Origin of the sequence: Marinobacter algicola DG893 (assembly GCF_000170835.1) — a bacterium.
GTDB classification, from domain to species: domain Bacteria; phylum Pseudomonadota; class Gammaproteobacteria; order Pseudomonadales; family Oleiphilaceae; genus Marinobacter; species Marinobacter algicola.
This window is the reverse complement of sequence record NZ_ABCP01000004.1, coordinates 26,614-49,575: the sequence shown is the minus strand read 5'-3', so window position 1 is coordinate 49,575 and position 22,962 is coordinate 26,614. Positions and strand designations below refer to the sequence as shown.

At 57.0% G+C, this 22,962-nt stretch carries 22 protein-coding genes; 9 read left to right on the top strand and 13 right to left on the bottom strand.

Translation table 11 applies throughout. The annotated features are described in order from the left end of the window. Window positions 1–21: 21 nt before the first annotated feature. Window positions 22–666, bottom strand: a complete 645-nt coding sequence (locus MDG893_RS05075; RefSeq protein ID WP_007152655.1) for a DsbA family oxidoreductase — start codon at window positions 664–666, stop codon at window positions 22–24. A 232-nt stretch (window positions 667–898) separates the two neighbouring features. On the opposite strand from MDG893_RS05075, the gene MDG893_RS05070 reads away from it, so the two are divergent. After that, the gene (locus MDG893_RS05070; RefSeq protein WP_007152654.1) at window positions 899–2,641 is read left to right on the top strand and encodes an extracellular catalytic domain type 1 short-chain-length polyhydroxyalkanoate depolymerase; all 1,743 of its coding nucleotides are present in this window, start codon (window positions 899–901) and stop codon (window positions 2,639–2,641) included. A gap of 55 nt (window positions 2,642–2,696) precedes the next feature. Here MDG893_RS05070 and MDG893_RS05065 read toward each other — a convergent pair whose 3' ends face one another. Then, complete coding sequence (locus tag MDG893_RS05065; protein WP_040474338.1) at window positions 2,697–3,389, bottom strand: pseudouridine synthase; 693 nt, start codon at window positions 3,387–3,389, stop codon at window positions 2,697–2,699. 65 nt (window positions 3,390–3,454) lie between these two features. Between MDG893_RS05065 and mtgA the strand changes: the two genes are divergently transcribed. Beyond that, window positions 3,455–4,156, top strand: coding sequence for a monofunctional biosynthetic peptidoglycan transglycosylase (gene mtgA, locus MDG893_RS05060; protein ID WP_007152652.1), 702 nt, complete (start codon window positions 3,455–3,457; stop codon window positions 4,154–4,156). Window positions 4,157–4,224: 68 nt separating this feature from the next. Then, window positions 4,225–4,851, top strand: coding sequence for a LysE family translocator (locus tag MDG893_RS05055; RefSeq protein WP_007152651.1), 627 nt, complete (start codon window positions 4,225–4,227; stop codon window positions 4,849–4,851). 5 nt (window positions 4,852–4,856) lie between these two features. Here MDG893_RS05055 and MDG893_RS05050 read toward each other — a convergent pair whose 3' ends face one another. Then, on the bottom strand, window positions 4,857–5,558 hold the full coding sequence (locus MDG893_RS05050; protein ID WP_007152650.1) for a lytic transglycosylase domain-containing protein: 702 nt from the start codon (window positions 5,556–5,558) through the stop codon (window positions 4,857–4,859). A gap of 179 nt (window positions 5,559–5,737) precedes the next feature. On the opposite strand from MDG893_RS05050, the gene MDG893_RS05045 reads away from it, so the two are divergent. After that, a complete protein-coding gene (locus MDG893_RS05045; protein WP_007152649.1) occupies window positions 5,738–6,262 on the top strand; it encodes a shikimate kinase in 525 nt (174 codons plus the stop codon). A gap of 33 nt (window positions 6,263–6,295) precedes the next feature. Here MDG893_RS05045 and MDG893_RS20630 read toward each other — a convergent pair whose 3' ends face one another. Then, complete coding sequence (locus tag MDG893_RS20630) at window positions 6,296–6,472, bottom strand: DUF1328 domain-containing protein (protein ID WP_007152648.1); 177 nt, start codon at window positions 6,470–6,472, stop codon at window positions 6,296–6,298. A gap of 221 nt (window positions 6,473–6,693) precedes the next feature. Between MDG893_RS20630 and MDG893_RS05035 the strand changes: the two genes are divergently transcribed. Together MDG893_RS05035 and MDG893_RS05030 are read left to right on the top strand one after the other, a co-directional pair. Continuing rightward, window positions 6,694–7,173 carry a sll1863 family stress response protein gene (locus MDG893_RS05035; protein WP_007152647.1) on the top strand — a complete coding sequence of 160 codons (480 nt, stop codon included), beginning with the start codon at window positions 6,694–6,696 and terminating at the stop codon, window positions 7,171–7,173. A 144-nt stretch (window positions 7,174–7,317) separates the two neighbouring features. Further along, on the top strand, window positions 7,318–8,211 hold the full coding sequence (locus MDG893_RS05030) for a DMT family transporter (RefSeq protein ID WP_007152646.1): 894 nt from the start codon (window positions 7,318–7,320) through the stop codon (window positions 8,209–8,211). On the opposite strand, the gene MDG893_RS05025 is transcribed toward MDG893_RS05030, so the two are convergent. The 8 genes from MDG893_RS05025 to MDG893_RS04990 form a co-directional block, all read right to left on the bottom strand. Continuing rightward, window positions 8,208–8,951 (bottom strand): maleate cis-trans isomerase family protein, encoded by a 744-nt coding sequence (locus tag MDG893_RS05025; RefSeq protein ID WP_007152645.1) that lies wholly within the window; start codon window positions 8,949–8,951, stop codon window positions 8,208–8,210. The two genes, MDG893_RS05030 and MDG893_RS05025, sit on opposite strands and share 4 nt — an antisense overlap. Window positions 8,952–8,998: 47 nt before the next feature. Next, the gene (locus MDG893_RS05020) at window positions 8,999–10,717 is read right to left on the bottom strand and encodes a bifunctional protein-serine/threonine kinase/phosphatase (RefSeq protein ID WP_007152644.1); all 1,719 of its coding nucleotides are present in this window, start codon (window positions 10,715–10,717) and stop codon (window positions 8,999–9,001) included. A 6-nt stretch (window positions 10,718–10,723) separates the two neighbouring features. Continuing rightward, window positions 10,724–11,566 (bottom strand): formate/nitrite transporter family protein, encoded by an 843-nt coding sequence (locus tag MDG893_RS05015; RefSeq protein ID WP_007152643.1) that lies wholly within the window; start codon window positions 11,564–11,566, stop codon window positions 10,724–10,726. Window positions 11,567–12,041: 475 nt separating this feature from the next. Continuing rightward, on the bottom strand, window positions 12,042–13,802 hold the full coding sequence (locus tag MDG893_RS05010; RefSeq protein WP_007152642.1) for an N-acyl-D-amino-acid deacylase family protein: 1,761 nt from the start codon (window positions 13,800–13,802) through the stop codon (window positions 12,042–12,044). Between the two features lie 48 nt (window positions 13,803–13,850). Beyond that, entirely contained in the window at window positions 13,851–14,354 is a 504-nt protein-coding gene (locus tag MDG893_RS05005; protein ID WP_007152641.1) for a DUF4112 domain-containing protein, read from the bottom strand. A 4-nt stretch (window positions 14,355–14,358) separates the two neighbouring features. Then, window positions 14,359–15,066, bottom strand: coding sequence for a DUF3581 family protein (locus tag MDG893_RS05000; RefSeq protein ID WP_007152640.1), 708 nt, complete (start codon window positions 15,064–15,066; stop codon window positions 14,359–14,361). A 165-nt stretch (window positions 15,067–15,231) separates the two neighbouring features. Then, the gene (locus MDG893_RS04995; RefSeq protein ID WP_007152639.1) at window positions 15,232–15,516 is read right to left on the bottom strand and encodes an Rdx family protein; all 285 of its coding nucleotides are present in this window, start codon (window positions 15,514–15,516) and stop codon (window positions 15,232–15,234) included. A gap of 36 nt (window positions 15,517–15,552) precedes the next feature. Next, window positions 15,553–19,254 carry a DUF1631 family protein gene (locus tag MDG893_RS04990; RefSeq protein WP_007152638.1) on the bottom strand — a complete coding sequence of 1,234 codons (3,702 nt, stop codon included), beginning with the start codon at window positions 19,252–19,254 and terminating at the stop codon, window positions 15,553–15,555. Window positions 19,255–19,457: 203 nt separating this feature from the next. Between MDG893_RS04990 and MDG893_RS04985 the strand changes: the two genes are divergently transcribed. From MDG893_RS04985 to MDG893_RS04975, 3 genes are all read left to right on the top strand, one after another. Continuing rightward, window positions 19,458–20,243 carry a substrate-binding periplasmic protein gene (locus MDG893_RS04985; protein ID WP_007152637.1) on the top strand — a complete coding sequence of 262 codons (786 nt, stop codon included), beginning with the start codon at window positions 19,458–19,460 and terminating at the stop codon, window positions 20,241–20,243. A 105-nt stretch (window positions 20,244–20,348) separates the two neighbouring features. After that, entirely contained in the window at window positions 20,349–21,071 is a 723-nt protein-coding gene (locus MDG893_RS04980) for a hypothetical protein (protein ID WP_007152636.1), read from the top strand. Between the two features lie 12 nt (window positions 21,072–21,083). Beyond that, window positions 21,084–22,151 (top strand): peptidoglycan -binding protein, encoded by a 1,068-nt coding sequence (locus MDG893_RS04975; RefSeq protein WP_007152635.1) that lies wholly within the window; start codon window positions 21,084–21,086, stop codon window positions 22,149–22,151. A gap of 16 nt (window positions 22,152–22,167) precedes the next feature. On the opposite strand, the gene MDG893_RS04970 is transcribed toward MDG893_RS04975, so the two are convergent. After that, window positions 22,168–22,833 carry an AbiTii domain-containing protein gene (locus MDG893_RS04970; RefSeq protein ID WP_007152634.1) on the bottom strand — a complete coding sequence of 222 codons (666 nt, stop codon included), beginning with the start codon at window positions 22,831–22,833 and terminating at the stop codon, window positions 22,168–22,170. Window positions 22,834–22,962 lie beyond the last annotated feature (129 nt).

Below are 22,962 nucleotides of genomic sequence, written 5' to 3'. Positions count from 1 at the left end.
AGGGCGTTGCAAGGGTTTTGGTTACTCAGAGTCAGCAATTTCCCGGAACGCGTTGACCAGGGTTTCTGGTTCCTGCGCACCGGATATCAGGTATTTCTGGTTAATGATGTACGCAGGAACCGCCGACACCCCCGCCTGCTGATACTGCGCCTCTTCCTCCCGCACAGCCTCTGCATACTGGTCAGACGCCAGTACCTCGCGCGCTTGCGAGCCGTCCAGGCCAATCGTTTCCACGCAGTGGATCAGCGTATCCGGATTGGAAATATTCTCACCTCGTCCGAAATAGGCTTCGAAAAACGCCAGTTTCATATCGGTCTGCTTGCCCTGTTCACCGGCCCACTTCACCAGACGGTGGGCATCAAAGGTGTTGCGAGTGTAGCGTTCCTGGAGCTTCTCGAAGTTCAGTCCCAGCCCCTTGGCAATGTCCATCATCTGCGCCTGATTGGCTCTCATCTCGTCCTCACTACGGCCATATTTACGGCTCAGGGCGGGCAGGATGGGTTCGCCGTCACCGGATGGATCCGGATTCAATTCAAAGGCATGCCATTCAACGGTGAAGTCCATGTCATCTTTCAGGGTGTCCATGGCCTTTTCCAGGCGGGCGTAACCAATGGCGCACCAGGGGCACGCAATATCGGAAACAATGTCGATGGCTATTTGGGTCATGGTGGCTCCTGTGTGTAAGGGCGAATAAAAGCAGGGTACCTGAAAGTTGAGCGAATGACTGCCCGTGCAAGGTTCTTGGCCGTCCGGGCGCGCGGACACCCTGTCCGGCGTTCCGGGCATATTGTTATCCAGGCCGCTCCCTGGTGTGAGGGAAATCAGCAACCTGCAATCCTGGCACGTATCTTTCAGTTCCAACACTGCCGAACAATAAATCCAATAAAAGGAGCTCAATATGTTCCAACTGATCGCACATCAGGTGCGTGGTTGCACGCTACTGGCGTTGCTGGCCTCTGCAGTCCTGATGATTCCTGCTCTTCCCGCGTTCGCGGGCCAGACAGATTCCTACACCCTGCCACAGCAATCCTACAACCAGTCCAGGGCTCGTAACTACAAGGTGTACGTGCCCTCGAACGTGCAATCGCCCGCGCCCATGGTGATGGCTTTGCATGGTTGTAAGCAGACCAACAACGACGTGCTCAATGATTGGGGCCTGAAAGCAGCCGCCGATGAGTATGGATTCATTCTGGTGGCCCCCTTTATTACCAGCTACGACGGGCTGCGTAATGAAAACTGCTGGGGCTTCTGGTTTGACCACCACCGCCATGAAGGCGCTGGCGAAGTAGAGGACCTGCACCAGATTGCACTGGCCGTTGAGTCCAATTACACCATTGACGCCAATCGCCGCTACATCACCGGCCTGTCTTCCGGCGGTGCTATGGCAACCGTAGCCTCGGTGACCCATAACGAATACTGGGCGGCGGCTGCGCCTGCCTCGGGCCTGCCCTACGGTGAGGACTCGGCTTCTGTCTCGTTGTCCGGACAATGCCCCGGCAGCGCGACGTTTCACAGCGTATCGCAGGTGTCATCGGACATGCAGTCGGAGGTGGACGACCAATATCCGATCCCGCTTATGGTGTTGCAGAACGAGAACGACTGCACTGTGGTGAAAGAGGCAGCTGATAACACCCGGGATGCGCACCTGCAGGTGTTTGGCGAGTCCGGCTTCCAGACCACCGGCCAGGCCTACGCCTCGTCAGTCACCTGTTCACCCTATTACCAGAACAACCACAGCTGCGAGCACATCCGTTATACCCAGGATGGCACCAACGGAGCGCGTTCGGTGGTTGAAACCGTCTACCTGGACGGCCCCTTGTCGACCCCCAATACCCAGGACACCAATCATGGTCACTACTGGGTTGGCGGAGAGCATGGTAATAATGGCAAATGGTCCGTGAGGGTGGGGCCCAGCTATCCGGATATCATCTGGGATTTCTTTAACCGTCACAGCCGCGACGGTACCGAGCCCGAAGGTTTTCCGGTCATCACGTTGATCGGCGATAACCCGATGACAGTGGCGATCAACACCACGTTTACCGATCCGGGGGCCACCGGGCAGGATGCAGAGGACGGTTCACTGACGGTAACGGCCGACTGCAGTGCGGTGGACACGTCAACGGTCGGAACCTACACCTGCGACTACAGTGCGACCGACAGCGACAGCAATACCACAACGAAAAGCCGTCAGGTCGAGGTGTATGATCCCAACGCGCCTACCGAGACCTGCGAGCAGGCTACAGCGTCGCCCAGTGCTCACATCTCGGCAAACCGGGCTTATGCGGGAGGTAACTCCAATCTGAGGGCCTATGCCAGTGGCGACGACGTAGACATTGGTGGTTCCTTCGACACCTGGAGCAATGTCACCCTCTATGAGGGCGATCCGGGGCTCTGGTATACGTCCGAACCCAGCGCCTGCAGTGGAACCGGCGGAGGCGGTGATGACGGTGGCTCCGGCGGCGATGTCACCTGCCAGGACTGGAACGACACGCATCTCAACCACGATACGGCTGGCCGGGCTTACTATTCGGGCGGTTATTACACAACCGGTGGTAACGATTACCTGGGCGCAGTGTCTGGCACCTACAGCTGGGTGAAGGAGATCGACAGCGGCATCTTCGAAGCCGGCCAGTGTAACTGATCACCATCGAAGGTAGGCAATCACAGGGGGCGGGGAATCGCCCCCTGTTTCGTTGTTATTCCAGAATAATTTCGCGGCTGGTCAGTGGCCGGGATTCCCCGGGTTCCAGCGTTGGGTCCAATGTGATCGCGCCCATTTGTTCTCGGTGCAGGCTGCTCACACGGTTGCCCGTTGCATGGAACATGCGCTTGATCTGATGATAGCGGCCCTCGTAGATCGTTACCCTGGATTCGTTGGCAGACAGCGGCTCCAGCCGTGCAGGAGAGGTGGTCAGCCGTTCGTATTCGAACCAGATTCCCTGTGCGAAGCGCTCAATGGCATTCGTTGAAACCGGCTCGACGGTGGTGACCCGATAGACCTTGGGGAGCTTTATCCTGGGCTCCGTAAGCCTTCGTGACCAGGCGCCATCATTGGTCAGTATCAACAAACCGGTACTGGCGCGGTCGAGCCTGCCGGCGATGTGGAGGTCCTTCCGCAGTTCCGGGTCGATCAGCTCCATTACGGTTTTGTGAACCTTGTCCGCCGTGGCACTGAGGTATCCGGCCGGTTTGTTCAGCATCAGGTAGTGGGCCTGGTCCCCGTGCTGGATAACCCTGCCGTTGCAGGCTACAGTGCTGAAACGATCAATTTCCCGGGCTGTCTCCCTGCAAATACAACCGTCCACTGTAACCGTTCCGGCGGCGATCAGGGCGTTCGCCCGCTTGCGGCTGACACCGTTTTGATTACTGAGAATTCGGGAAAGCTTCATGGTGGCAATGTTATAGTCTTTTCCGACTTTCTCCGTGATTCCCAAACCTGGGTGATGATAACACTGTGGCTCAACGATCCGTGACCCAAAAATTCCTGCGTGCGCTTGCCTGGTCGCTGGTGGGCTTTTTGCTGCTGATGATCGCATTGATTGGCCTGCTAAGGTTCGTGAATCCGCCGACGTCGACCTTCATGCTGGGGCATCTGTTTTCCGGTTCCAGCTACGAGCTCAGGCAGGAGTGGGTTAGCCTGGACGAGATTTCACCCTGGGTACCGTTGGCAGTGGTGGCCAGTGAAGATCAACGCTTTCCGTACCATCAGGGGGTGGATTTCAGCGCCATTCGCAAGGCGCTTGCGGAGTATCGTGCGGGCCAGGGCTTGCGGGGTGCCAGCACCATTACGCAGCAGACGGCCAAGAACCTGTTCTTGTGGAACGGACGCAGTTTTGTGCGCAAGGCGTTGGAGGCCGGGCTGGCGCTTGGAATCGACGCCATCTGGCCGAAACGGCGAATCATGGAGGTGTACCTGAATATCGCCGAATTTGGTCATGGGATTTACGGAGTTGAGGCCGCCAGTCGGGCCTTTTTCGGCATTCCCGCCAGCCGGCTGTCGCAAACCCAGGCGGCACGGCTTGCCGCGGTTCTTCCCAACCCGAAAGTGCTCAGTGCCGCCAGTCCCTCGTCCTATGTATGGGAGAGGGTGGCCTGGATTCGTGGGCAGATGGCTCAGCTGTCCGGGTTGCATTATCTGCGTGGACTGTATAATTAGAGGTTTCGTTTCTCTCAACGTCCAACGTCCAACGTCCAACGTTCTTTCAACGTAAGAGTCTGCCCGTGATGTCACTGAACCTGGCCCTGCTGTCCGCGTTTATCCCGACGTTCTTTGTGGTGTCCATTACGCCGGGCATGTGTATGACCCTGGCGCTGTCCCTTGGCATCACCATTGGCGTGAAGCGGGCACTGTGGATGATGGCCGGGGAATTGGTTGGTGTGGCTGTAGTGGCGACGGCGGCGGCGGTGGGTGTGGCTACCTTCATGTTGAAATACCCAACGGCGTTCGCTGTGTTCAAGTATGCGGGCGGCGCCTATCTTGCCTGGTTAGGTATCCAGATGTGGCGGTCCCGAGGCAAAATGGCCATGCCGGAAGAGGATTCGCAACCGGTGGAGAGCTCAAGATTGCAACTGGCGCTCCAGGGATTTGTGACCGCTATTGCCAACCCCAAGGGCTGGGCGTTTTTCATCGCGCTATTGCCGCCGTTTATCGACAGTAAACTGCCGTTGGCGCCACAACTCACGGCCCTCATCCTGATCATACTGGCCTTGGAATTCCTCTGCCTTCAGCTCTATGCCCATGGCGGAAAGACTCTGCGCAAAGCGCTAAAGCAAGGCGGTGGTGTTCGCACGGTTAACCGTGTGGCGGGCAGTCTGATGGTTCTGGTGGGCGCCTGGCTGGCGTTCGGTTAGGTCGGTCAGTTACTGGCGTAGCGCTGATGAAGGATTCCAACCCGTTCCACATAGGCGCGGGTTTCCGCGTAGGGCGGTATGCCGCCATGACGCCCGACGGCCCCCGGACCGGCATTGTAGGCGGCCGTTGCCAGCTTGATGTCGCCGTCGAAGCGCTTGAGCATGCGGGCCAGGTAATTGACTCCACCGCGAATGTTCTCCGGGGCAACCATGGCATTGCGAACACCCAGCTCCTCTGCGGTGGCAGGCATTAACTGCATCAGCCCCTGAGCTCCCTTGGGCGACAGAGCCTTGTCATTAAACGCCGATTCCGCATGGATGACTGCCCGAACCAGAGCGGGGTCAACGTTGAACTCCCTGGCGGCCGTCTTGATTTCATCCCGGTAGGGCGACAGGAACAGCGGTGTGGTACGCCAATTCACGTTGGAATCCGGGTCGCAGGCGTAGCAGTGGAACCGGATGACATCAAAATTCGAGCTGGCAGGCTGGATACCGCTGTAGGCAATCACGCCATTGTCATCAGTGTAACGGTAAACCACTTCATCCTTTGTTGACGCACGCTTGTCGCCACGGCCCTTGACGTTGGTGTACTCCACCGTACCGTCGGGATGCACGATGCGCTTGATACTGTCCGCCGATACGGGCGCAGCGAGGGCCAGTAGCAGAAACGTCAGCGAGAAAGTGAAAAGGGTTTTGCCGTTGATCATCGTCTACTCTCGGAGTGCAGGGTCAAGAACGCGGCCTGCCTTCGTGACTAACAAACATACGGCGGATTATACGGCGTTAGTTGGCTGAAGAAACCGCAATGTTTGTCGGAAAAGTGTTACTTTTCTCAATATAGCCGGTCAATTCTCATTGTTGGCGAAATTATGGAGACCTTGTGCCCTTGAATACGCCCCGCAGCAACGTTGTACTCATCGGAATGCCCGGCAGCGGTAAAAGCACGGTTGGGGTGCTGCTGGCAAAACAGCTTGGTCTGGGGTTTATCGATACGGACCTGCTGATTCAGGAGGAGGCCGGGCGAACCCTGCAGGATATTGTCGACGGTGATGGCTATCAGGCGCTAAGGCGAATTGAGGAGCAGGTATTGCTGAGGCTGGATGTGCGACGTCAGGTGATTTCCACGGGCGGCAGTGCTGTCTACAGCGAGCCAGCGATGACCCACCTGAAGGCGGATGGTCTCGTGGTGTTTCTTGATATTCCGCTGGAGACGGTCGTTGCGCGGATAGGGGACTACAGTGCCCGGGGCATCTCCCGGCGACCAGATCAGTCGCTGGAGCAGCTGTTTTGGGAACGTTTTAAACTTTACTCGCGGGCTGCGGACGTGACGGTAAATTGTATTGGCAAGAGTCAGGAAGACGTTTGCGACGACATATCGATGGTGATAATGCAGTCGCCGACGACACGATAGATAAGTGTGCCGCCGGAACTGACGTGAAGGTTTCTAAGGTTTCGGCCCCTTGCCCCGAAGCGCATTGGCCACCAGTGAAATAACCAGCAGAACCAGAAAGATAAAGAACAAAATTTTCGCAAACCCTGCGGCTGTCCCCGCGATACCACCAAAACCAAGTACACCGGCGATAACCGCGACGATCAGGCATACAATAGCCCAATAGAGCATAGTATTTCTCCTGTTGTGTAACGTCACTTTCAACGTGGCACATGGACGTGAAAGCTACAAATAGTGGAAGTCCGCAAGTGCTTCGCAAGAGAATGGTTTGTACTGCAAATGATTGTTTTGTCAGCCTAAATTTCTTTGTTGTCGGTTGATTAAGCTTTGCTAAGGTGCGGTATGGCACCACAGATTGTTACTGTCTACCAAATGATATCGGGAGAATTTCAATGCTCTTCAAACAACTTGGTTATTCGCTGGCCTTCGTTCTTGCATTTGGCGTGTCCGGTTCCTTGCAGGCGGAATCGTCCGCGGATTCATCGGTTGAGTCGTTGAAAAAGGAAACCCGCGAGCTTGGCCAGGCGTTGAAAGAGTTCGGTGCGGACCAGAAAGCAGAGGCGGAAACCGCCATTGAAAACACGCTCTCGGCTCTCGACAAGCGCATTGAAACGCTACAACGTGAACTGGATCAGAATTGGGACGACATGAGTGACACGGCCCGGGAACGGTCAAGGAAAAGTCTTGAGTCCCTTCAGGAGCAGCGGCAACGCGTCCAGCAATGGTATGACGAGTTACAGACCAGTTCATCCTCCGCCTGGGAACGCACAAAGCAGGGCTTCTCCAATGCCTATGAGGCACTATCAGAACAGTGGAATGAAACCGAGCGCAAACTGATGGACGACTCGGACAAGAAGAAGGACAGCATTTAGCCGCCTTTTCGGAATCGCGCCGGCCAGACAGAGTCACCCTGATCATCTGTACCGGTTGTTGATTCCAATTACTGTATCTGTTTTGTTTGTCGGTCACGGGTTACAGTAGGCAAACTCACATTCGTCTGCCTCTCGGTTAACCGTATGCCCCCGATTTTCTATTCGTTTTTTGTGCCGGCGCTGTTCGTTTGGTTGTGGAGCACGGGCTTCATTGGCGCCAAGTATGGCTTACCCTTTGCTGAGCCGTTTACCCTCCTGCTGATACGCATGCTGTTTACGCTGGTACTACTCAGCGTACTCGCCTGGATACTGAAAACCCGCTGGCCCGGTTGGCGTGGTGCCGGTCACCTGGCGGTCACTGGTCTGCTGGTGCATGGCTGTTATTTGGGCGGGGTTTACTACGCGATCCAGGGGGGCATGCCATCGGGAATCGTGTCGCTTATTGTCGGCCTGCAGCCGCTGGTAACGTCCGCCGTGGCTATTCTGGTGTTGAAGGAAAGTGTCTCGAGTCGGCAATGGCTAGGCCTGGCGCTGGGCCTGGTCGGTGTAACACTGGTGTTGCTGGAGAAGTTCGGCGGTGGGGCTTCTGCCTCCGATTTCCCGCTTTGGACCCTGCTCTGGGCTGCGCTATCCTTGGGCGGTATATCCCTGGGCACGGTGTACCAGAAACGTAACGGCACTCAGTCGGATCTCGTCGCAGGTACGTTCATTCAGTACAGTGCTGCGGCAACGTTTTTTGCCGTTGGTGCTTTTGCGTTTGAAACCCGCGAGGTGGTGTGGGCTCAGCCGTTGATCTGGTCGATGGTCTGGCTGGTGTTCGGTGTTTCCATCGGGGCGATACTGCTGCTGATGTGGCTGATTCGACGCGGCGCGGCCTCGCAGGTGGCCAGTCTTTTCTATCTGGTTCCTCCCGTAACGGCACTGGAAGCCTACTGGCTCTTTGATGAAAGGCTGGGCGTACTCGCGATGATTGGGGGTGTTATCTCCATCACCGGGGTTGCGCTGGTGGTAACGCAGCAGCGAAAACAGACGGCCTAATTCCAGGGGTTCACACGGAACAGGGTGCCCAAACCGGATTGTGGTGTCAGCTTGCCACACAACCTCAGTCCCTCCCAGAAGCTGACCTGGTTGGCGGTCAGTACCGGTTTACCCGCCGCGGCTTCCAGGTCTTCCAGCCAGGCGGCGGAATGCAGTGCGGTATCGGGAATCAATATCGCATCTGCGTCCGGGTGGTCATTGTCTGTCACGAACTGTAGTACGGCCTCTTTCTCCAGCGTGCCGACCTCAGCCGCCGTAATAATGTCACGGCAGGTTATGTGCACCACCTCGATATCAAAGTGCTCCAGAAACGTTTTGAACAGCAGGGCTATGTCCCGCGGGTAGGTAGCCGCGATGGCAACCCGCCTGGCGTTGATGGCGGCAACGGCCCTGGCGAACGCCATGGCTGTGGTAGAGGCCGGGATGTGAAGCAGGTTTTCGAGCGTCTCGATCTGTTCCCCTATACCGTCGATACCACGAACGAAACTGGCACTGGTGGAGGTCCATAGAACAGCTTCCATACTCGCATCTTTCAGGTGCTCGGCGCCTTCTTTAAGCCGCTCTGGGCTTCCCATTTCGGTCAGTGCTTTAATGGTATGTGCATCTTCATCGAACGCCGTATGTATGACGCTCACCTCTGCCGGTGTCGAGATCATTCCGGCCAGACGAGGGTAGTCATCCTCGGCAGCGTATCCAGGGTAAAGAAAGGCGATGTGGGGAATTGATGTGTTCTTGTCCATATCTGAACAGTATTAGAGTTCTGCCAGTGTTGGCAACACGTTGTGTCTCAACGACTGAGCAAGTAGATCACAGCACTGGCAAGCAGGGCCGAGACGCATTGCCAGAACGCTACGGGATTGCGTTCCAGCAGTGGCGGCCGGCTTTTGTTGAGGTAAGTCTGGTTGGGGTGTCTCAGGTCGAATGTGAACTCCGAGAGTTCCTGGTACCGTTTGTCCGGGGTCGGGTGCACGGCCTTTTTGATGGTCTCATCGATCCAGGCGGGAATTTCCCGATCATCGTCCAGAACGGAGGTGTAGTTGAGCCTGCGCATGGCAGAGGCGGTGCGGGATTTGGCCACCTGGGTGCCGTAGGGGAACCGGCCAGACAGCATGTGATAGCAGAGTACGCCCAGTGAGTAGAGATCTGAGCGGGTGGTGCCGGTTTCGCCCATGAAGTATTCCGGTGCCATGTAGATTGCGGTGCCAGGTATCTCGTTGGGCTCCAGAGTGGTGGCTTCCACGATACCGGCCACCCGGGCGGACCCGAAATCGATGATTTTTACCGTGCCGTTGGTGTCGATCATGATGTTATCGGGCCGGATATCCTGATGCAGGATCTCCATGCGGTGCAGCGCATAGAGCCCGCGGGCTACCTGCGCCACGATACCTCGCACGGTTTCCAGGTCTGGTTTGGGGTTGTCGATCAGCCATTGTTTGAGGGTCTGGCCCTCGATGTATTCGGTCACCGTATAAAGGTAATTGCGCTGCCGGTCCTGAATGCCGGCGTTGAGAACGTGGGCACTGTTCACGCGCCGTGCGATCCACTCTTCCATCAGGAACCGCTCAAGGTATCCCGGGTCGCCTCTCAGGTCGATGGACGGGGTTTTCAGGATTATCTGTGTGTCCGTTTCGGTATCCAGCGCAAGATACACATGGCTGCGGCTGGTGGCGTGTAATTCCCGGAGTATGGTATAGCCGTCAAAGGCCTGCCGTGCTTCCAGTATGGGTGGAAAGGGTAAAGCTTCCACCTGCCGGGACAGTTCTGCGGTTTTCCGATCCGGCAGTTGGTCCACGCGAATAATCTGCACGCTGAGGTTGTCGTCACTTCCGCTGTCATAGGCGCCTTCGACCACCGCTTTGGCGGCGGAGTCCAGGTCTGATGAGTATCGGTTGATGATGTTTATAAACTGCTGCGCACTGGTGTGTTCGTAAACACCATCGGTGGCGAGGATAAAAATATCCTCTTCCTGCAGCGGCAATGACTGGTGATCAATTTCCAGCAGTGAATCCACCCCCAATGCCCGGCTCAGGTAGTTTTCTTCCTGGGAGACCCACAACCGGTGATCATTGGTAAGCTGTTCCAGAGCGTTCTCCCGCAGCCGGTAAATCCGGGTGTCACCGACGTGAAACAGATACGCGGTGGAGGCCTTCATGACCAGGGCACTCAGGGTGCAGACATAACCCTTATCTTTCTCATACCGGTACGGGCCGTTGCGGGTTTGTGCATGTAGCCACGAGTTAGTGGCCGTCAGAACCCGTTCGGCGGATTTGCGGACTGACCACGCCTCGGACGTACAGAAATAGTCGTCAAGGAAGCTTTTGACGGCGGTTTCGCTGGCGATGTGGCTGACGTCACTGCTGCTGATACCGTCAGCCATAGCGAAGGCCATGCCCTTCATCCCGAGTCGTGGCTCGGCGGGCATGGTGCAGCCGTGAAAATCCTGGTTGGAGGGCTTGCGGCCTCTGTCGGAGTAGTGTCCCACAGAGACCTTCAGGCGATTGCTCATGGGCAATCAGGCAGGCACGCGATCGACGCTGGCGGTCTTGGGGGCCTTGCGCTTGGCACCGGTGCGGATGTGCGTGGTGTACAGGGTCAGGCCGGTAAAGGCGAGGCCGCCGACCAGATTGCCCAGCACCGTGGGGATTTCGTTCCAGACCAGGTAGTCCATCACCGAGAAACCGCCGCCGACAATGATGCCGAATGGGAACAGGAACATATTCACAACGGAATGCTCGAAGCCCATGAAGAAGAACAGCATGATTGGCATCCACATGGCCAGCACCTTGCCGCCGACATTGGTCGAGATCATGGCACCGACCACACCCATGGAGACCATCCAGTTGCACAGCATGCCGCGGATAAAGATGGTAAACCAGCCGGCCGCGCCGTATTCCGCGTAACCGAGAGTACGGGCTTCACCAACGCCGGCAATTTTTTCGGCTACGGCTCCAGGCTCCGTGTTAAAGCCGTAGGTGAAGATAAACGCCATCATGAACGCGACGGTCAGCGCGCCAGCAAAGTTACCGACGAAAACCAGGCCCCAATTGCGGAGGATGGCGCTAGGGGAAACCCCAGGACGCCTATCCAACAGGGCAAGCGGGGTGAGCATGAAAACCCCGGTAAGCAGGTCGAAACCCATCAGGTACAGCATGCAGAACCCGACGGGGAAGAGCACGGCTCCGAGCAGGAAACTGCCGCTCTGCACCGCAACGGTGACCGCAAAAACGGCAGCCAGCGCAAGAATAGCGCCAGCCATGAACGCGCGTATCAGTGTATCTCGGGTCGACATGTGAACCTTGGATTCACCCGCGTCTACCATCTTGGTGACGAACTCTGACGGAACTAGATAGGACATTCTTGATTACCTCATTCAACGGTGATTATTCCCGGGCATAAAAAAACGACGCCTACACAACCCGAGTGTCAGGTTGGTGAGGACGCCGTTGTCCAGATAGTGTTCTATTTTCTGGGGGCTCGAAGGCCCGGTGTTCGCTGGTTAGTGTCGTCTAGTTCTAGGCAAGACCCATGCCCGAATTTTTCTTCGGAGAAAAAGCCCTTTTAAATTAATTAGGTAGGGTGATGTTTGCGATGAGCCGGTAGCCAGGCAATGGGGTAAGAGCCCTGGATTGAACCCGGCGTGATTCAAATTAGTGCGTACAGAGCTCGTTTGCCCCGAAACGGAACCCCTTCAGTATGGCTCCTGAGCAGTGTCAGAAAGTGGTGTCCAATACGTGCCCATCTTTTTCTGGCCCAGTGCACTGTCGAACGCCTTTCCGTGCCACGCTGGATGACCGGCAATCATGACCAGGGGCACGACTCCGTCGGTGCGATCACCAGTTGCTCGTGCTGAAAGGCATCCCGGTACTGACGGTGCACGTATTGTTGTGGTCCATGCGACGCAGAGCTGACGGGTCAATCAGGATAAGGTCGGCCTGATCACCCACTTCAATGCCACCCCCTTTGACGCCAAATACACGGGCAGGGTCACGGGTGAGACGGCGTACCATGTACGCGACGTCAATGTCGCCGCCGTCCGAGGCCAGCTTCAGGGCTCTGAGGTTGCCATCGTAAAAGGCCATGTTGGTGAGATGGGCGCCACTGTCATTGAAGCCAGGCAGAAGTTGTCGGTCCATCAGCAGCTTTCGGACAACGCGTTCGTTCCGATTCGCGGACACGGTATACCAGCTCAGGTCACGGTCGAACGCCCGCAGCATCGCCAGCACGAAATCGCCTTCATCCTTCACCCCGGAGAAGTGGTCTTTTAGCAGGGCCCGTTCCGCATCGCTGACTTTGAGTGGTTTTCCTGCATTCACGGCGTTCACCCGCGCGAAGACATCGGCAAAGGTAAAGCCTTGCCATTCCTTCAGGGGGCATACGTCGATGGTCATGTCCGCCAGGGTACGGTTGAAGGCGTAATCCTCAAGGCGTACCAGGCGTTTGAGACGCTTGAGGCCAAAACCGGTTTTGCCGCTCATCCACATGGCTTTGAACGACTCGATGTAGGCTGGATCGTTGAGGATTTTCTGTCGGCCTTCACGGTCCTCCAGTTCCGTCTCATTGAGAATGCGTAGTTCCTCAATCTCCTCGGAGAGCGGCGTTACGGCGCCGTCTGACCACACCTTGAAGGGGGCGGCCAGGGCCTGCAGGTGGAAGTCACCCCGCAAAAGTCGGGAATTGAGAACCCGGGCCAGCAACCTCGCCAGCCGCACGATCTTGCGGTTGCTTTGTACGTCCAGGGCTGCCACCACCGTTGTTCTGAGTGGTTTGCCGTGGAGTAGGCCACAGCTGAGAAGAAAGGTCTTGATGGTGCCTAAGGTACTGTCTTTCGGTGGCGTGGCTTGCCAGACACCGCCCTTGCGCCGCACGACCTCCGTCAGACGTTTGATTTCCGGGTATTTGGCGAACTGCGTGGGTATGGTCTTGCGGGTATTGGGCTGGTTGGCCAGGTAATGGAACGGCAGGGCATCGGTGGAGAATCCGGCATAGCCGTCATCCATGGCCTGCGCCAGCAGTGCCTCCATGGTCTTGAGTTCGTCTTCCGTGGGGTCACGGGAAATGCTGGCGTCAAATCCCATGACCTCAATCCGCAACATGGAGTGGGGCACCATGGTGACCAGGTTTGGGCCCAGGCTAAGCCTATTCAGATGCTGGATGTATTCCTTCGGGTTGTTCCAGTTCACTCGATCCGCGGTCGCCCGCAGGACGTTCTTGGGAATGTTCTCCACTCGGGCGTAACAGTCCACAATCGGGTCTGCACCGTCCTTGCGTTGTGCTCCGAATGCCAACCCCAGGCTGCAGTTGGCAATGACAACCGTGGTGGTGCCGTGGCGCACGGATTCGGGCAGGCCGGGAGCAACCTCCAATTCCAGGTCGTAGTGGGTGTGGATGTCAAACAACCCTGGCATGGCCCAGCGTTCAGTGGCATCGATGACTTTGCGCGCTTTTTGCGGATCAAGGTCCTGTCCTCGCGCCGCGACCTTGCCGTCTGCGATGGCGATGTCTTCGCGGGCCGGTAGTTCGCCAATACCGTCGAAGACCTTGGCACCCTGGATCAGATAGTCCCAGACTGTATCGGGTGTGGTATCGCTCATGCGTGCCTCACGGTTTGTTGTGTTTTTCCCGCGTAGCCGGACCGTACGTCAGGGCCTGATCTCGGTGGTGCTACCGGCCGGATTGGCGGGTTCGTTCTTGGCTATAACATAGATGGCGCCGAGCACGATGACCAGGGCCCCCACGATCATCAGGAGTTGTCCCCAGGGAAACCGCGGCTTTTGTTGCACGCTCAGCTCGGTTTCCAGGTGTGCCCGGAGCAGTTGGGTATTCCGGACATTGGCCTTCCAGGCGAAGTCGAAGACGTCGCCAACGACCGGAACAAGGCCGCCGAAAAAGTCGATCAGCATGTTCCTGACCATTTGCTGTTTGATCCGGGGGCTGGCTCCGGCACGGTGCGCTTCCAGGAGCACGTAGCAGGATATGAGCAGCCCGGCCAGATCTCCCAGTACCGGTATAAGGCCGATGATGGGTTCCAGCCCGATCCGAAAGCGAGTGAAGGGGATGCCGATGGCATTGTCGGCCATCTGACTGAATCGGTTCAGGCGGGCCAGGGCTGCCTGTTTCTCTTCCTGGCTTACTGGCGTTGACATCCGATCAGTCCCAGGATTTTTCCTTGAGCCGATAGAACTCCTCGACCACGGCATCCATGGCCTCGGCGTTATAGTCACGAAGTCCGCTGACCACAAGCTTTTTGGAAACCTCGCCAGCAACGTTACCGTCTGAGATCAGCCGGTAGTCCAGTGACACATTGCCACGCTTTCCGTCCGGCTTCAGCTCTGCGTTGTGGAGTTCAAGGTCAGGGCTTGGCGCATCAAGCGTGTCCAGGGCCAGGCTCATGCTTTGATACATGATCATTGGCCGATCCGGATTGAACATCACGCCTGCATTTTCCATCAGCGGTTTGAGCGTATGGGGGAAGTTCTTGCCGGAAGCGGCGACGTAGCAGCGAGTGAAATTCTCAATCACGGTGTCATCGTGAGTTCGCTCACCGCTGCGTTCCACCTCGATGTAGACCTTGTTATTCTGGTCGTAAACGCGGATCAAACCGTCGTCATCCTCGCGGAAGTCCAGGGGGACGTTTTCACCCAGCAGGCTGCGAAAATGGAAGGTCATCTGTCGGGAAAGACCGAAGTGTGACAACAGCAGGGCAAACAGCAGGTCTCCGGGAACGCAGAAACGCCGGGCATCCGGATTGTGGATCGGATTAAAATCACCAGCCACTTCCTTGGCAAATCGACTGGCCTGGGTCGCGCTGATCAGTACGAGTCCGTTCTGGGTGGCGTGGTAGCGTTCAAGAAACATGCGTTGCCTTTTCGTTTTCGCAAATAGAGAAGCCATGATAGTGGCCTGAAACGTCTTTTGCAGCAAGACACTACGAAACCAATGTCTAAGGCCTGGACGCAAATAATTGGTTTCGCTGGGGCACCCGGCGATGACGGCGGCCGATCTCCAGGCACGCCAGGGCGTTCAGGCCGTGGATACCCCGTCGGTATGGCCGAGTGATCGATCGGGCGAGACTTCATTGCGGACCAGTTGCTTCAGTTCCCGGATGTCCGGGAAGCCTTGCTGTTCCTTACGTGACCAGATGCGCTTGCCATTGACGTGAATTTCAAATATTCCGCCCGTGCCCGGTATCAGGGTCAGTTCACTCAGCTCTTCTTCAAAGGTGCTCAACAGTTCCTGAGCCATCCAGGCGGATCGAAGCATCCACTTGCAGCCCGTACAGTACGTGATCTTTACGCTGTTTGGCATGAGGTGGTCTCCTGTTGATTGGGTGATTATGTTGCATCAGGTTTTTGCGGTGGCCCCCAGGCTATCCATTCGCCGGGGTTTTGCAATACAGAATCCCTGCCCGAAATCTACCTGGATCTCCTTGAGCAGCTCCAGTGTCTCCATGTCCTCCACATACTCGGCGATGGTTTTCATGTCGAGGAAATGACACAGCTCGGTGATGGATCGAACCAGGGCATAATTGGTCAGGTTGCTGGCCATGTCGCGGACGAAAATACCGTCCACCTTGACGTAATCCACCGGTAGTTTCTGCAGGTAGGCGTAGGAGGAAAGGCCGGTTCCGAAGTCGTCCAGTGCAAACCGGCATCCAAGCCGTTTCATTTCGGTCATGAAGTCGGCGGCGTAATGCAGATTGGCAACGGCGGACGTCTCGGTGACTTCAAAACAGATTTGGTGGGTGAGGGCGCTGTGCTGCTTCATCCTGGTTTCCAGGTCGAACAGGAAGGCATCGTCACTCAATGACGCACCGGAGAGGTTGATGTTGAACGTATGGATGCTCTCCATAGCGTCTGGGTGCTCTTCCATCCAGCCTATTGCTTCGTCGATCACCCAAAGGTCAACGCGGGAACTGCGGCGGAACTGTTCTGCGGCCTCAATGTAACTTTGTGGAGAAATTTCCTGTCCGGAGGAATTCTGAAGGCCGAGAAGCAGTTCGTACATGTCACCGGTGCTGCCGCCGGTCAGGGGAAGGATTCTCTGTGCCCGCAGGTAAAGGCTGCCATCGCGTATACTGCGGTCAATTTCGGGTACCCACAGGGGGCCTGAGGCGGGCGCTTGCTGAGATTGGTCCCGAACCCGTTCAACGCTGTTTCCGCCCTTTCGCTTGGCGGATTTGAGTGCCAGGTTTGCCTGGTTCATCAGTTCGCCAGCGGAGCGCACAGTGTCTTCGAAAGGGCATACGCTTGCGCTTAGGGTGGTGGCGAATTCGGTGTCGCCAATGGTATGTGACTCCGTTCGAAAGGCGTCGCGCAGCCGTTCGGAGAAATCCAGCCCTTCCTCCACCGGCATCTTTTTGGCCAGCAACGCAAATTCGTTGCCTCCCAGTCGCCCGATGCAGTGATCGCCGGAGTGTTGTGACGCCTGTTCCTGAAGCAGGGAGGCAAACCGTTTCAGTAGCTCGTCTCCGATGCCGGTGCCATAGGTGGCATTGATCACACTGAACTCATCGATGTCGAACACCATCAGGGTATGAGTGCCAGGGTTGTCGTCCATTGCGGACAGAGCCTGGGCCAACTGCTTCTCGAAATCATGCCGGTGAAGACAGCCCGTGAGGGCGTCGTGAGTGGCTTCGAAGTTGAGCTTGCTGTAGACCTCCTGAACGATGTCGAACAGGCTCTGGTCGACAAAGGGAATATCGCCCTGCTTGACGAGCCACGCATCACCGCGGGCCAATCTCGACACGAATTCGGAATACTGAAAACTCACCTCTCCCAGTCCCTGGGGCGAAAGGAATACAAAGCGAAAGACGTCCTTGCCACCCCAGACCAGTCGCATGCGCCGTTTTTCACCGTTGTCGAGGGCAATCTCAACCCAATCACCCACGCCAATATCCTGGGCTCGCCTGGCCCAGCGGGTATCAACTGACTCTGTAGAGGCCTCCGCTTCCTCCTGCTGGCAGGAACCCGGGGGATAGGCGTCGAGGGTCACTGTCTCGCTTGATACCTGCTGATGCAATTCCCGGGTCAGTCTCGCCACCACCTCGCGCACCGGAGACACTTCACCGACAGTGCGCAGCTCTCTGTCAATAAGCTGGATCAAGGCATCACTTTCCAGTTCCCGTTCAAACGCGAGATCCTTGCTGGTTTCCCCGTCCGATAGCCAGAGGCGAATCTGGTCAACGATGTTGATGAAGCTGGTTGCGGTCTGGCTCTCGGCGCCTTCCCGCAATACCGCCAATACAATCAACTGCTCCCAGCCTGCGTTCAGCAGATCAAGTAGCACCGTTGGAATAGCCTTGCCCGCGAGGATCATGTTCAGGCGTCGCTGCACGCCGAGCCGCGTCTGCCGTAGGCGCTCTTTGCCTTCCAGGGTCTTGGCGATACGTTCGGAGTTCCTCTGGAACGATTGTTCCTGTCGATCTACCAGGCCACTCAACCGGGTACCAATGGACCGGTAAAACGCTTCATCCCGTTCTTCCGTCTGGATGAGTTCGTCGATAATCCCCGTTACCGTCTGTTCCAGGTTGCGGCTTGAACTCCGCTCGGCCAGGCAGAGGCGCATGAGGTCGTTGACGATGGTTCTGGCCGGATGGTTGTCACTGTCGAGGAATTCCGAGGTTTCAAGCAGGACCTCCAGAACCGGAAGTCTCAACTGTTCAAGCTGTTCCCTCAGAGTTCTGTTCAGCCCCTGTTCGTGCTCCAGTGGGGCAAACAGACGATCCACGAGGGTGACTTTGTCCCACGTCCCGTCGTCAAGTGCCTGTTCCAGATCCGGATTGGACGATGCCAGATGTCGAATAGCCTCCTCCATGCTGGGGCCCGGCTCTCCCAGCACCTTGCGCAGATCGTCCCTGTGCGGTCGCAGTTCGGCGGTAAACTGCGGATTGGTGCGTGGCCAGGTATCCCGCAGGTTGCTGGCATCGTGCTGTAGGCTCATCAGGCGGAGTAACGAACGCCCGGGGGCCGGTGCAGGTGCCGCAGGGGGCGGGGAATCATCCGCCGAGGCTTCGGCGCGGGGCGCGTCTGCTGGTGCTTCCCGGGCCTTGTCAGATCCCCTCAGCGACCAGTTGGAAGGCAGGCTGGTCAGATCGAGTGCAAGCAGGCCCGCCGCAAGGAGATCGCGGTTCAGAGACTCTGCGGCCCGGGGCCAAAGGTCGTCCAGCACGGTTTCGAAAGCAAGGTAAAGCGTGCCTCGATGCTGCCGGGCAATGCCAAGTCGATCAATGGTGAATTGCAGGCAGGTGCACAGTGACAATGGTGAAAGAGGGTTGCTGCGATCGCTGATATCGCAGGAAAAAAGCTGGTTGAGCAACTGGCTGAGCACGAACAGAGTATTGGTGTGTTTGCTGGCGAGTTCGGATGCCACCATCTGGAGTTCCAGCCAGTCCTCAAAGACATGCTGTTCCACGACCCTGAGTTCGCCGCTTTGGCTGTCGTCGACTGTGCTCGGGTTGAGCTGGCGGTCGAGCGCCTGGAACTGCAGCGTAAAATCACGGTATATCTGCTCCCCGCGACTGTTGAAGATAAAGCGCATGTCCTTCAGACGGGTAATGTCACGCACTTCCGCCGCATGTTCAAGGTCGTTCCCGATACCCTCGCAGGCCTGGTCGATAAAGTCGGTTACCAGGGTGCTCAGCAGACGCCGGGTGTGTTTTTGGTAGGCCTCCCGTAACAACGGCAAACTGGCGGAGGGCGATACCAACTGATCAGGCACCCTTTGTGGCAATCGTCGCAGGTATTCAATGGTTTCCGCATCATCGGGATCGCTGGTCATCCGCACGCTGTCCCCGTTGGGGGTGTGCAGATCACCACCTACACGGATCGGGTGGTTGCCATCAAACAGAAACAGTTCCGCGCGGGTGCGATCCGTCCCATTCAGGTGTTGTATCAAACCGGGTGATGTCAGGCCTGCCAGTGTCAGTTGAGCGCCGTCGCCGCCGGAAGAGGCTGCGACCAGTTCACATCCGCAAGGAATAAAACCGCGAACAACGATGAGAGCGTTTTGACGGAGGCCGGTGATACGGGGCTGGCTTTCTGTCATAAACGGGTTCCCTGGGCAGGCTGACTGCCAACGATTCCATAAATGTGCATTCAAATTTTACACTTATTCACTCATCACGGTAGACCAGTTTCGGCGGAAAATCTGTTTATTCCGGTGCATAACGGTAATGATGGGTATATTGGCATTATCGCTCAAAGTGACTAGCCTAAACTACCAATGCCCATTGCGACGAGGACAAAAACATGCCCGCCAAACCCGGCTCAGAAACGACCGGCCCGTTGAAGTTCGTCAGACCGGTCTTGCAAGGCCTCCTTATGCTGGCGGTGGTGTCGTCGGCCGTTGCTGACGAGAAGCTGTATATCTTCACCGAGAACTACCCTCCCTATAACGCGTCAACCACCGGGCAGGGCTTTGCTCATAATGAAGACGATATCACCGGTATCTGTACCGATATGGTGAAAACCATGATGGAGCGGGTGGACTACGAATACGTCATGAAAATGCGAGACTGGAGCCGTGCCTACGAGTGGGTCCAGGGTCGTGAGAACCATGCTCTGTTCTGCACGGCGAGGACTGAGGAGCGGGAAGACGAGTTTCAGTGGGTCGGCCCGCTGGCGTCGATCAAGTGGACCCTGTTTGCCGCGCCCGATTCCAACATTCAGCTTGAGTCCCTCGAAGGTGCCCGGCAGTACAAGATTGCCGGGTACAAGGGTGACGTCATGTCGGACTACCTGGTGAGTGAGGGGTTTGATCTGGTCATGAACGTGTCCGGTGAGCAGAATCCTCGCCGTTTGGTGTTGGGCCAGGCCGATCTTTGGGTGACCGATGGTCTCGTAGGGCCGCTGGTGGCGGAGGAAGAGCACGACATCACCGGCCTGAAGCCGGTTCTCGTGTTCCGTGAGACACCGATGTATCTGGCGGTCAGCAACGAAACGGCCCCGGCAATTGTGGAGGATCTTCAGGCAGCGCTTGATGAAGCGCGAGATAGCGGGGCCCTGGACAGTATCGCTCAACGCTACGGGCCTTGAAGCGGTGGTAACAAATCCTTAACGCAACCAGTGGGGATGTGGCCAGCAGTAATGGCAAGCTTGTGCTAGCTTTTAACGTGTTTCCCGACGAATGCGGTGGCGTTAATGAGCAATCCCAAGCATACCCTTTTCTGGATGACGCTGTTCCTGGTGGTCGTTGTGGTGGTTTGTGCCCTGATCCACAAACCGTTACAGGCCGCGTTTATGGCGAACTGGGTGTTCAACCTTTTAATTGTTTGTGTGCTCCTGGTCGGCATTGCCATCACCTATCGCCAGGTATTTGTACTGTTTCCGGAAATGCGCTGGATTGCGCAGTTCCGCACCGGCAATGCCGGGCTCTCCGTATTGCAGGAGCCCCGTCTTCTGAAACCGCTGGCGCGACAGTTGGATGACGACTCCAAGCGCGATCGTTTCTCGTTATCCACCATGTCGTTGCGTACGGTGCTGGATGGCATCCACAGCCGCATGGACGAACAACGGGAAATTACCCGCTATTTCATCAGTCTACTTATCTTCCTGGGATTGCTGGGCACCTTCTGGGGTCTGCTTGGAACCATCAATTCCGTGGGCGCCGTCATCGTAAACCTGGACATGAGTCAGGAGGATTTCGGCAAGGTGTTTGCCGGCTTGCAGTCTGGTCTGCTTGAGCCCCTGGAAGGCATGGGCACGGCGTTCAGCTCGTCGTTGCTGGGGCTTGGTGGCTCATTGGTACTGGGTTTTCTGGATATCCAGGCGGGCCACGCCCAGAACCGGTTTTACGACGGCCTGGAGGAATGGCTGACTGGCGTAACCAATCTCGTGGACCGGGTTGACGATGATCCGCGATAGCAGGCCCATGCCATGATCGGTTCCCGGCGTCGAACCCGCAGCAGCATCAACGTATGGCCTGGATACGTCGATGCCCTGTCGGCGTTACTGATGTTGATCATCTTCATGCTGTTGATTTACGTGGTCAGTCAGTTGTACCTGTCGCAAACCCTCTCGGATCGGGACTCAGAACTGGCCAGGCTCAACAGCCGTTTGCAGGAGATTTCCCGGCTGCTCGGCCTTGAGCAGGAGGAAACCGCCGCCCTGGAAAACGAGATGGCCGCGGTCCAGAACCGCTTCAGCGAAAGCCTTGCGCTGAACGACAGGCTTAGTGAGGAGCTGGAGGAGGAGAAGGCCCGGCGGTTGGAGCAGCAATACAATGCAGAAGCCCAGGCCCTGCGGGTTGAGGATCTGGGCAAGGCAATCGCCAGTGCGGAGTCGGAGTTGGAGGATGAAGAGCAGCTGACGGCTTCCCAGCGCGCGATCATCCTGCAGCTCTCGAACCAGATTTCGGCGCTGCAGGATCAGCTCAGTCGAATCACCGCTGCGTTGCGGCTACAGGAGGATCTCACCGCGGAGAAGGAAGCCGAGCTGGAAGAGGTGGGGAAACGCCTGAACACATTGCTTGCTGAACGAGTCAATGAGCTGGAACGCTATCAGTCTGAGTTCTTTGGCAGGTTGCGGGATATCCTTCAGGATAACGAGAACATCCGCATTGTCGGCGATCGCTTCCTGTTGCCGTCGGAATTACTGTTTGCCTCCGGCTCCGCCCGTCTTGGGCCGGAAGGGCAGCGGGAGCTGGACAAGCTGGCTGAAGTTCTGCTCGATGTGGTGGCGGCCATTCCTGAGGATATCGACTGGATTCTGCGCATCGACGGCCACACCGACCGGATTCCCATCAATACCGAAGCGTTTCCCTCGAACTGGGAACTCTCCACGGCCAGGGCTGTGGCCGTCGTGCGCTATCTCGCCTCTGAAGGTGTTCCCCAGAACCGCATGGTGGCAGCCGGTTTCGGGGAGTTTTTCCCGGTTGCTTCGGGCGGTTCTGCCGAGGCGCTGCGACAGAACCGGCGTATCGAGATCAAGCTGACGGACCGTTAAACCGCCGTAGGCTGTATCAGCCTGTCCGCCCAAAGAAACGTTCGAAGAACCCTGTTTCCCGCACGTCGGGAATGGGGAGGTCTGCATTGTCCTCGAGCGCCTTACGCCAGAACCGCTCGGGGTCATCGAGGTGGGCGACTTTCTCCCGTTCCTGTGCGCTGTAGGAATTGTGGTCCCCACTGAGCCCGTGTTCCATGAGTTCCTGGGCCCAGAGATACAGGGCGCAGCGAACAACGCGAAGCAGCTTGTTATAGCTGTCCCTGCTAATGGTAATGGCCAGTTCGGCGGTCAGGTTGATATGCGCCTGAAGCGTGGCCATTTCCTCTTTGTCGAAAACAATGCGGTGCCCCGTACCTTTCTTGCAGGCCATGCAGGTTTTTTCCAGGGATTTGATGCCTTCTGGCATGTCTCGATGGCCGAAGTCCTGCTTCTGCTTGTCGTCGACCGGGGCGGGGATCCAGCCATACTGGGGTGAGCGGGCCACGATATGGCCGGGAACATCGCGCCGGTACGGAGGAAGCTCCGAAGTATCACTGTAGCCGTCAAACTCGATTCGCATCCACGCCGCCATGGTTCGGTGGCGCAGCATCATGGCCAGGGTGATGGCTGAGGGCATGATTTCCTCGAGTGATTCTCCGTCGTCCCGGAGCCGTTCGTCCAGATGATCAACTGCTGCTGACATGGCTGTTCTCCATTTACCACGGGCAGAAGGGCGCACCTCCTGCCTGGCTGTTGTTCTTGTCGGAAATTCTGTCCGGCGGCTTTACCGGAAGCATTGATTAAAAACTAGGCGCTTTCTGTCATTTCTTCC

What these genes read in the sequence shown, in the direction of transcription:
- MDG893_RS05005 (WP_007152641.1), bottom strand. Translation starts at nt 14,354, where the DNA reads ATGTCAACGCCAGTAAGCCAGGAAGAGAAACAGGCAGCCCTGGCCCGC.
- MDG893_RS05065 (WP_040474338.1), bottom strand. Translation starts at nt 3,389, where the DNA reads ATGAAGCTTTCCCGAATTCTCAGTAATCAAAACGGTGTCAGCCGCAAG.
- MDG893_RS04970 (WP_007152634.1), bottom strand. Translation starts at nt 22,833, where the DNA reads ATGTCAGCAGCAGTTGATCATCTGGACGAACGGCTCCGGGACGACGGA.
- MDG893_RS04980 (WP_007152636.1), top strand. Translation starts at nt 20,349, where the DNA reads ATGAGCAATCCCAAGCATACCCTTTTCTGGATGACGCTGTTCCTGGTG.
- MDG893_RS05000 (WP_007152640.1), bottom strand. Translation starts at nt 15,066, where the DNA reads ATGTTTCTTGAACGCTACCACGCCACCCAGAACGGACTCGTACTGATC.
- MDG893_RS05050 (WP_007152650.1), bottom strand. Translation starts at nt 5,558, where the DNA reads ATGATCAACGGCAAAACCCTTTTCACTTTCTCGCTGACGTTTCTGCTA.
- MDG893_RS04990 (WP_007152638.1), bottom strand. Translation starts at nt 19,254, where the DNA reads ATGACAGAAAGCCAGCCCCGTATCACCGGCCTCCGTCAAAACGCTCTC.
- MDG893_RS04995 (WP_007152639.1), bottom strand. Translation starts at nt 15,516, where the DNA reads ATGCCAAACAGCGTAAAGATCACGTACTGTACGGGCTGCAAGTGGATG.
- MDG893_RS05010 (WP_007152642.1), bottom strand. Translation starts at nt 13,802, where the DNA reads ATGAGCGATACCACACCCGATACAGTCTGGGACTATCTGATCCAGGGT.
- MDG893_RS05025 (WP_007152645.1), bottom strand. Translation starts at nt 8,951, where the DNA reads ATGGACAAGAACACATCAATTCCCCACATCGCCTTTCTTTACCCTGGA.
- MDG893_RS05015 (WP_007152643.1), bottom strand. Translation starts at nt 11,566, where the DNA reads ATGTCCTATCTAGTTCCGTCAGAGTTCGTCACCAAGATGGTAGACGCG.
- MDG893_RS05035 (WP_007152647.1), top strand. Translation starts at nt 6,694, where the DNA reads ATGCTCTTCAAACAACTTGGTTATTCGCTGGCCTTCGTTCTTGCATTT.
- MDG893_RS04985 (WP_007152637.1), top strand. Translation starts at nt 19,458, where the DNA reads ATGCCCGCCAAACCCGGCTCAGAAACGACCGGCCCGTTGAAGTTCGTC.
- MDG893_RS05030 (WP_007152646.1), top strand. Translation starts at nt 7,318, where the DNA reads ATGCCCCCGATTTTCTATTCGTTTTTTGTGCCGGCGCTGTTCGTTTGG.
- MDG893_RS04975 (WP_007152635.1), top strand. Translation starts at nt 21,084, where the DNA reads ATGATCGGTTCCCGGCGTCGAACCCGCAGCAGCATCAACGTATGGCCT.
- MDG893_RS05055 (WP_007152651.1), top strand. Translation starts at nt 4,225, where the DNA reads ATGTCACTGAACCTGGCCCTGCTGTCCGCGTTTATCCCGACGTTCTTT.
- MDG893_RS05020 (WP_007152644.1), bottom strand. Translation starts at nt 10,717, where the DNA reads ATGAGCAATCGCCTGAAGGTCTCTGTGGGACACTACTCCGACAGAGGC.
- MDG893_RS05070 (WP_007152654.1), top strand. Translation starts at nt 899, where the DNA reads ATGTTCCAACTGATCGCACATCAGGTGCGTGGTTGCACGCTACTGGCG.
- MDG893_RS20630 (WP_007152648.1), bottom strand. Translation starts at nt 6,472, where the DNA reads ATGCTCTATTGGGCTATTGTATGCCTGATCGTCGCGGTTATCGCCGGT.
- MDG893_RS05075 (WP_007152655.1), bottom strand. Translation starts at nt 666, where the DNA reads ATGACCCAAATAGCCATCGACATTGTTTCCGATATTGCGTGCCCCTGG.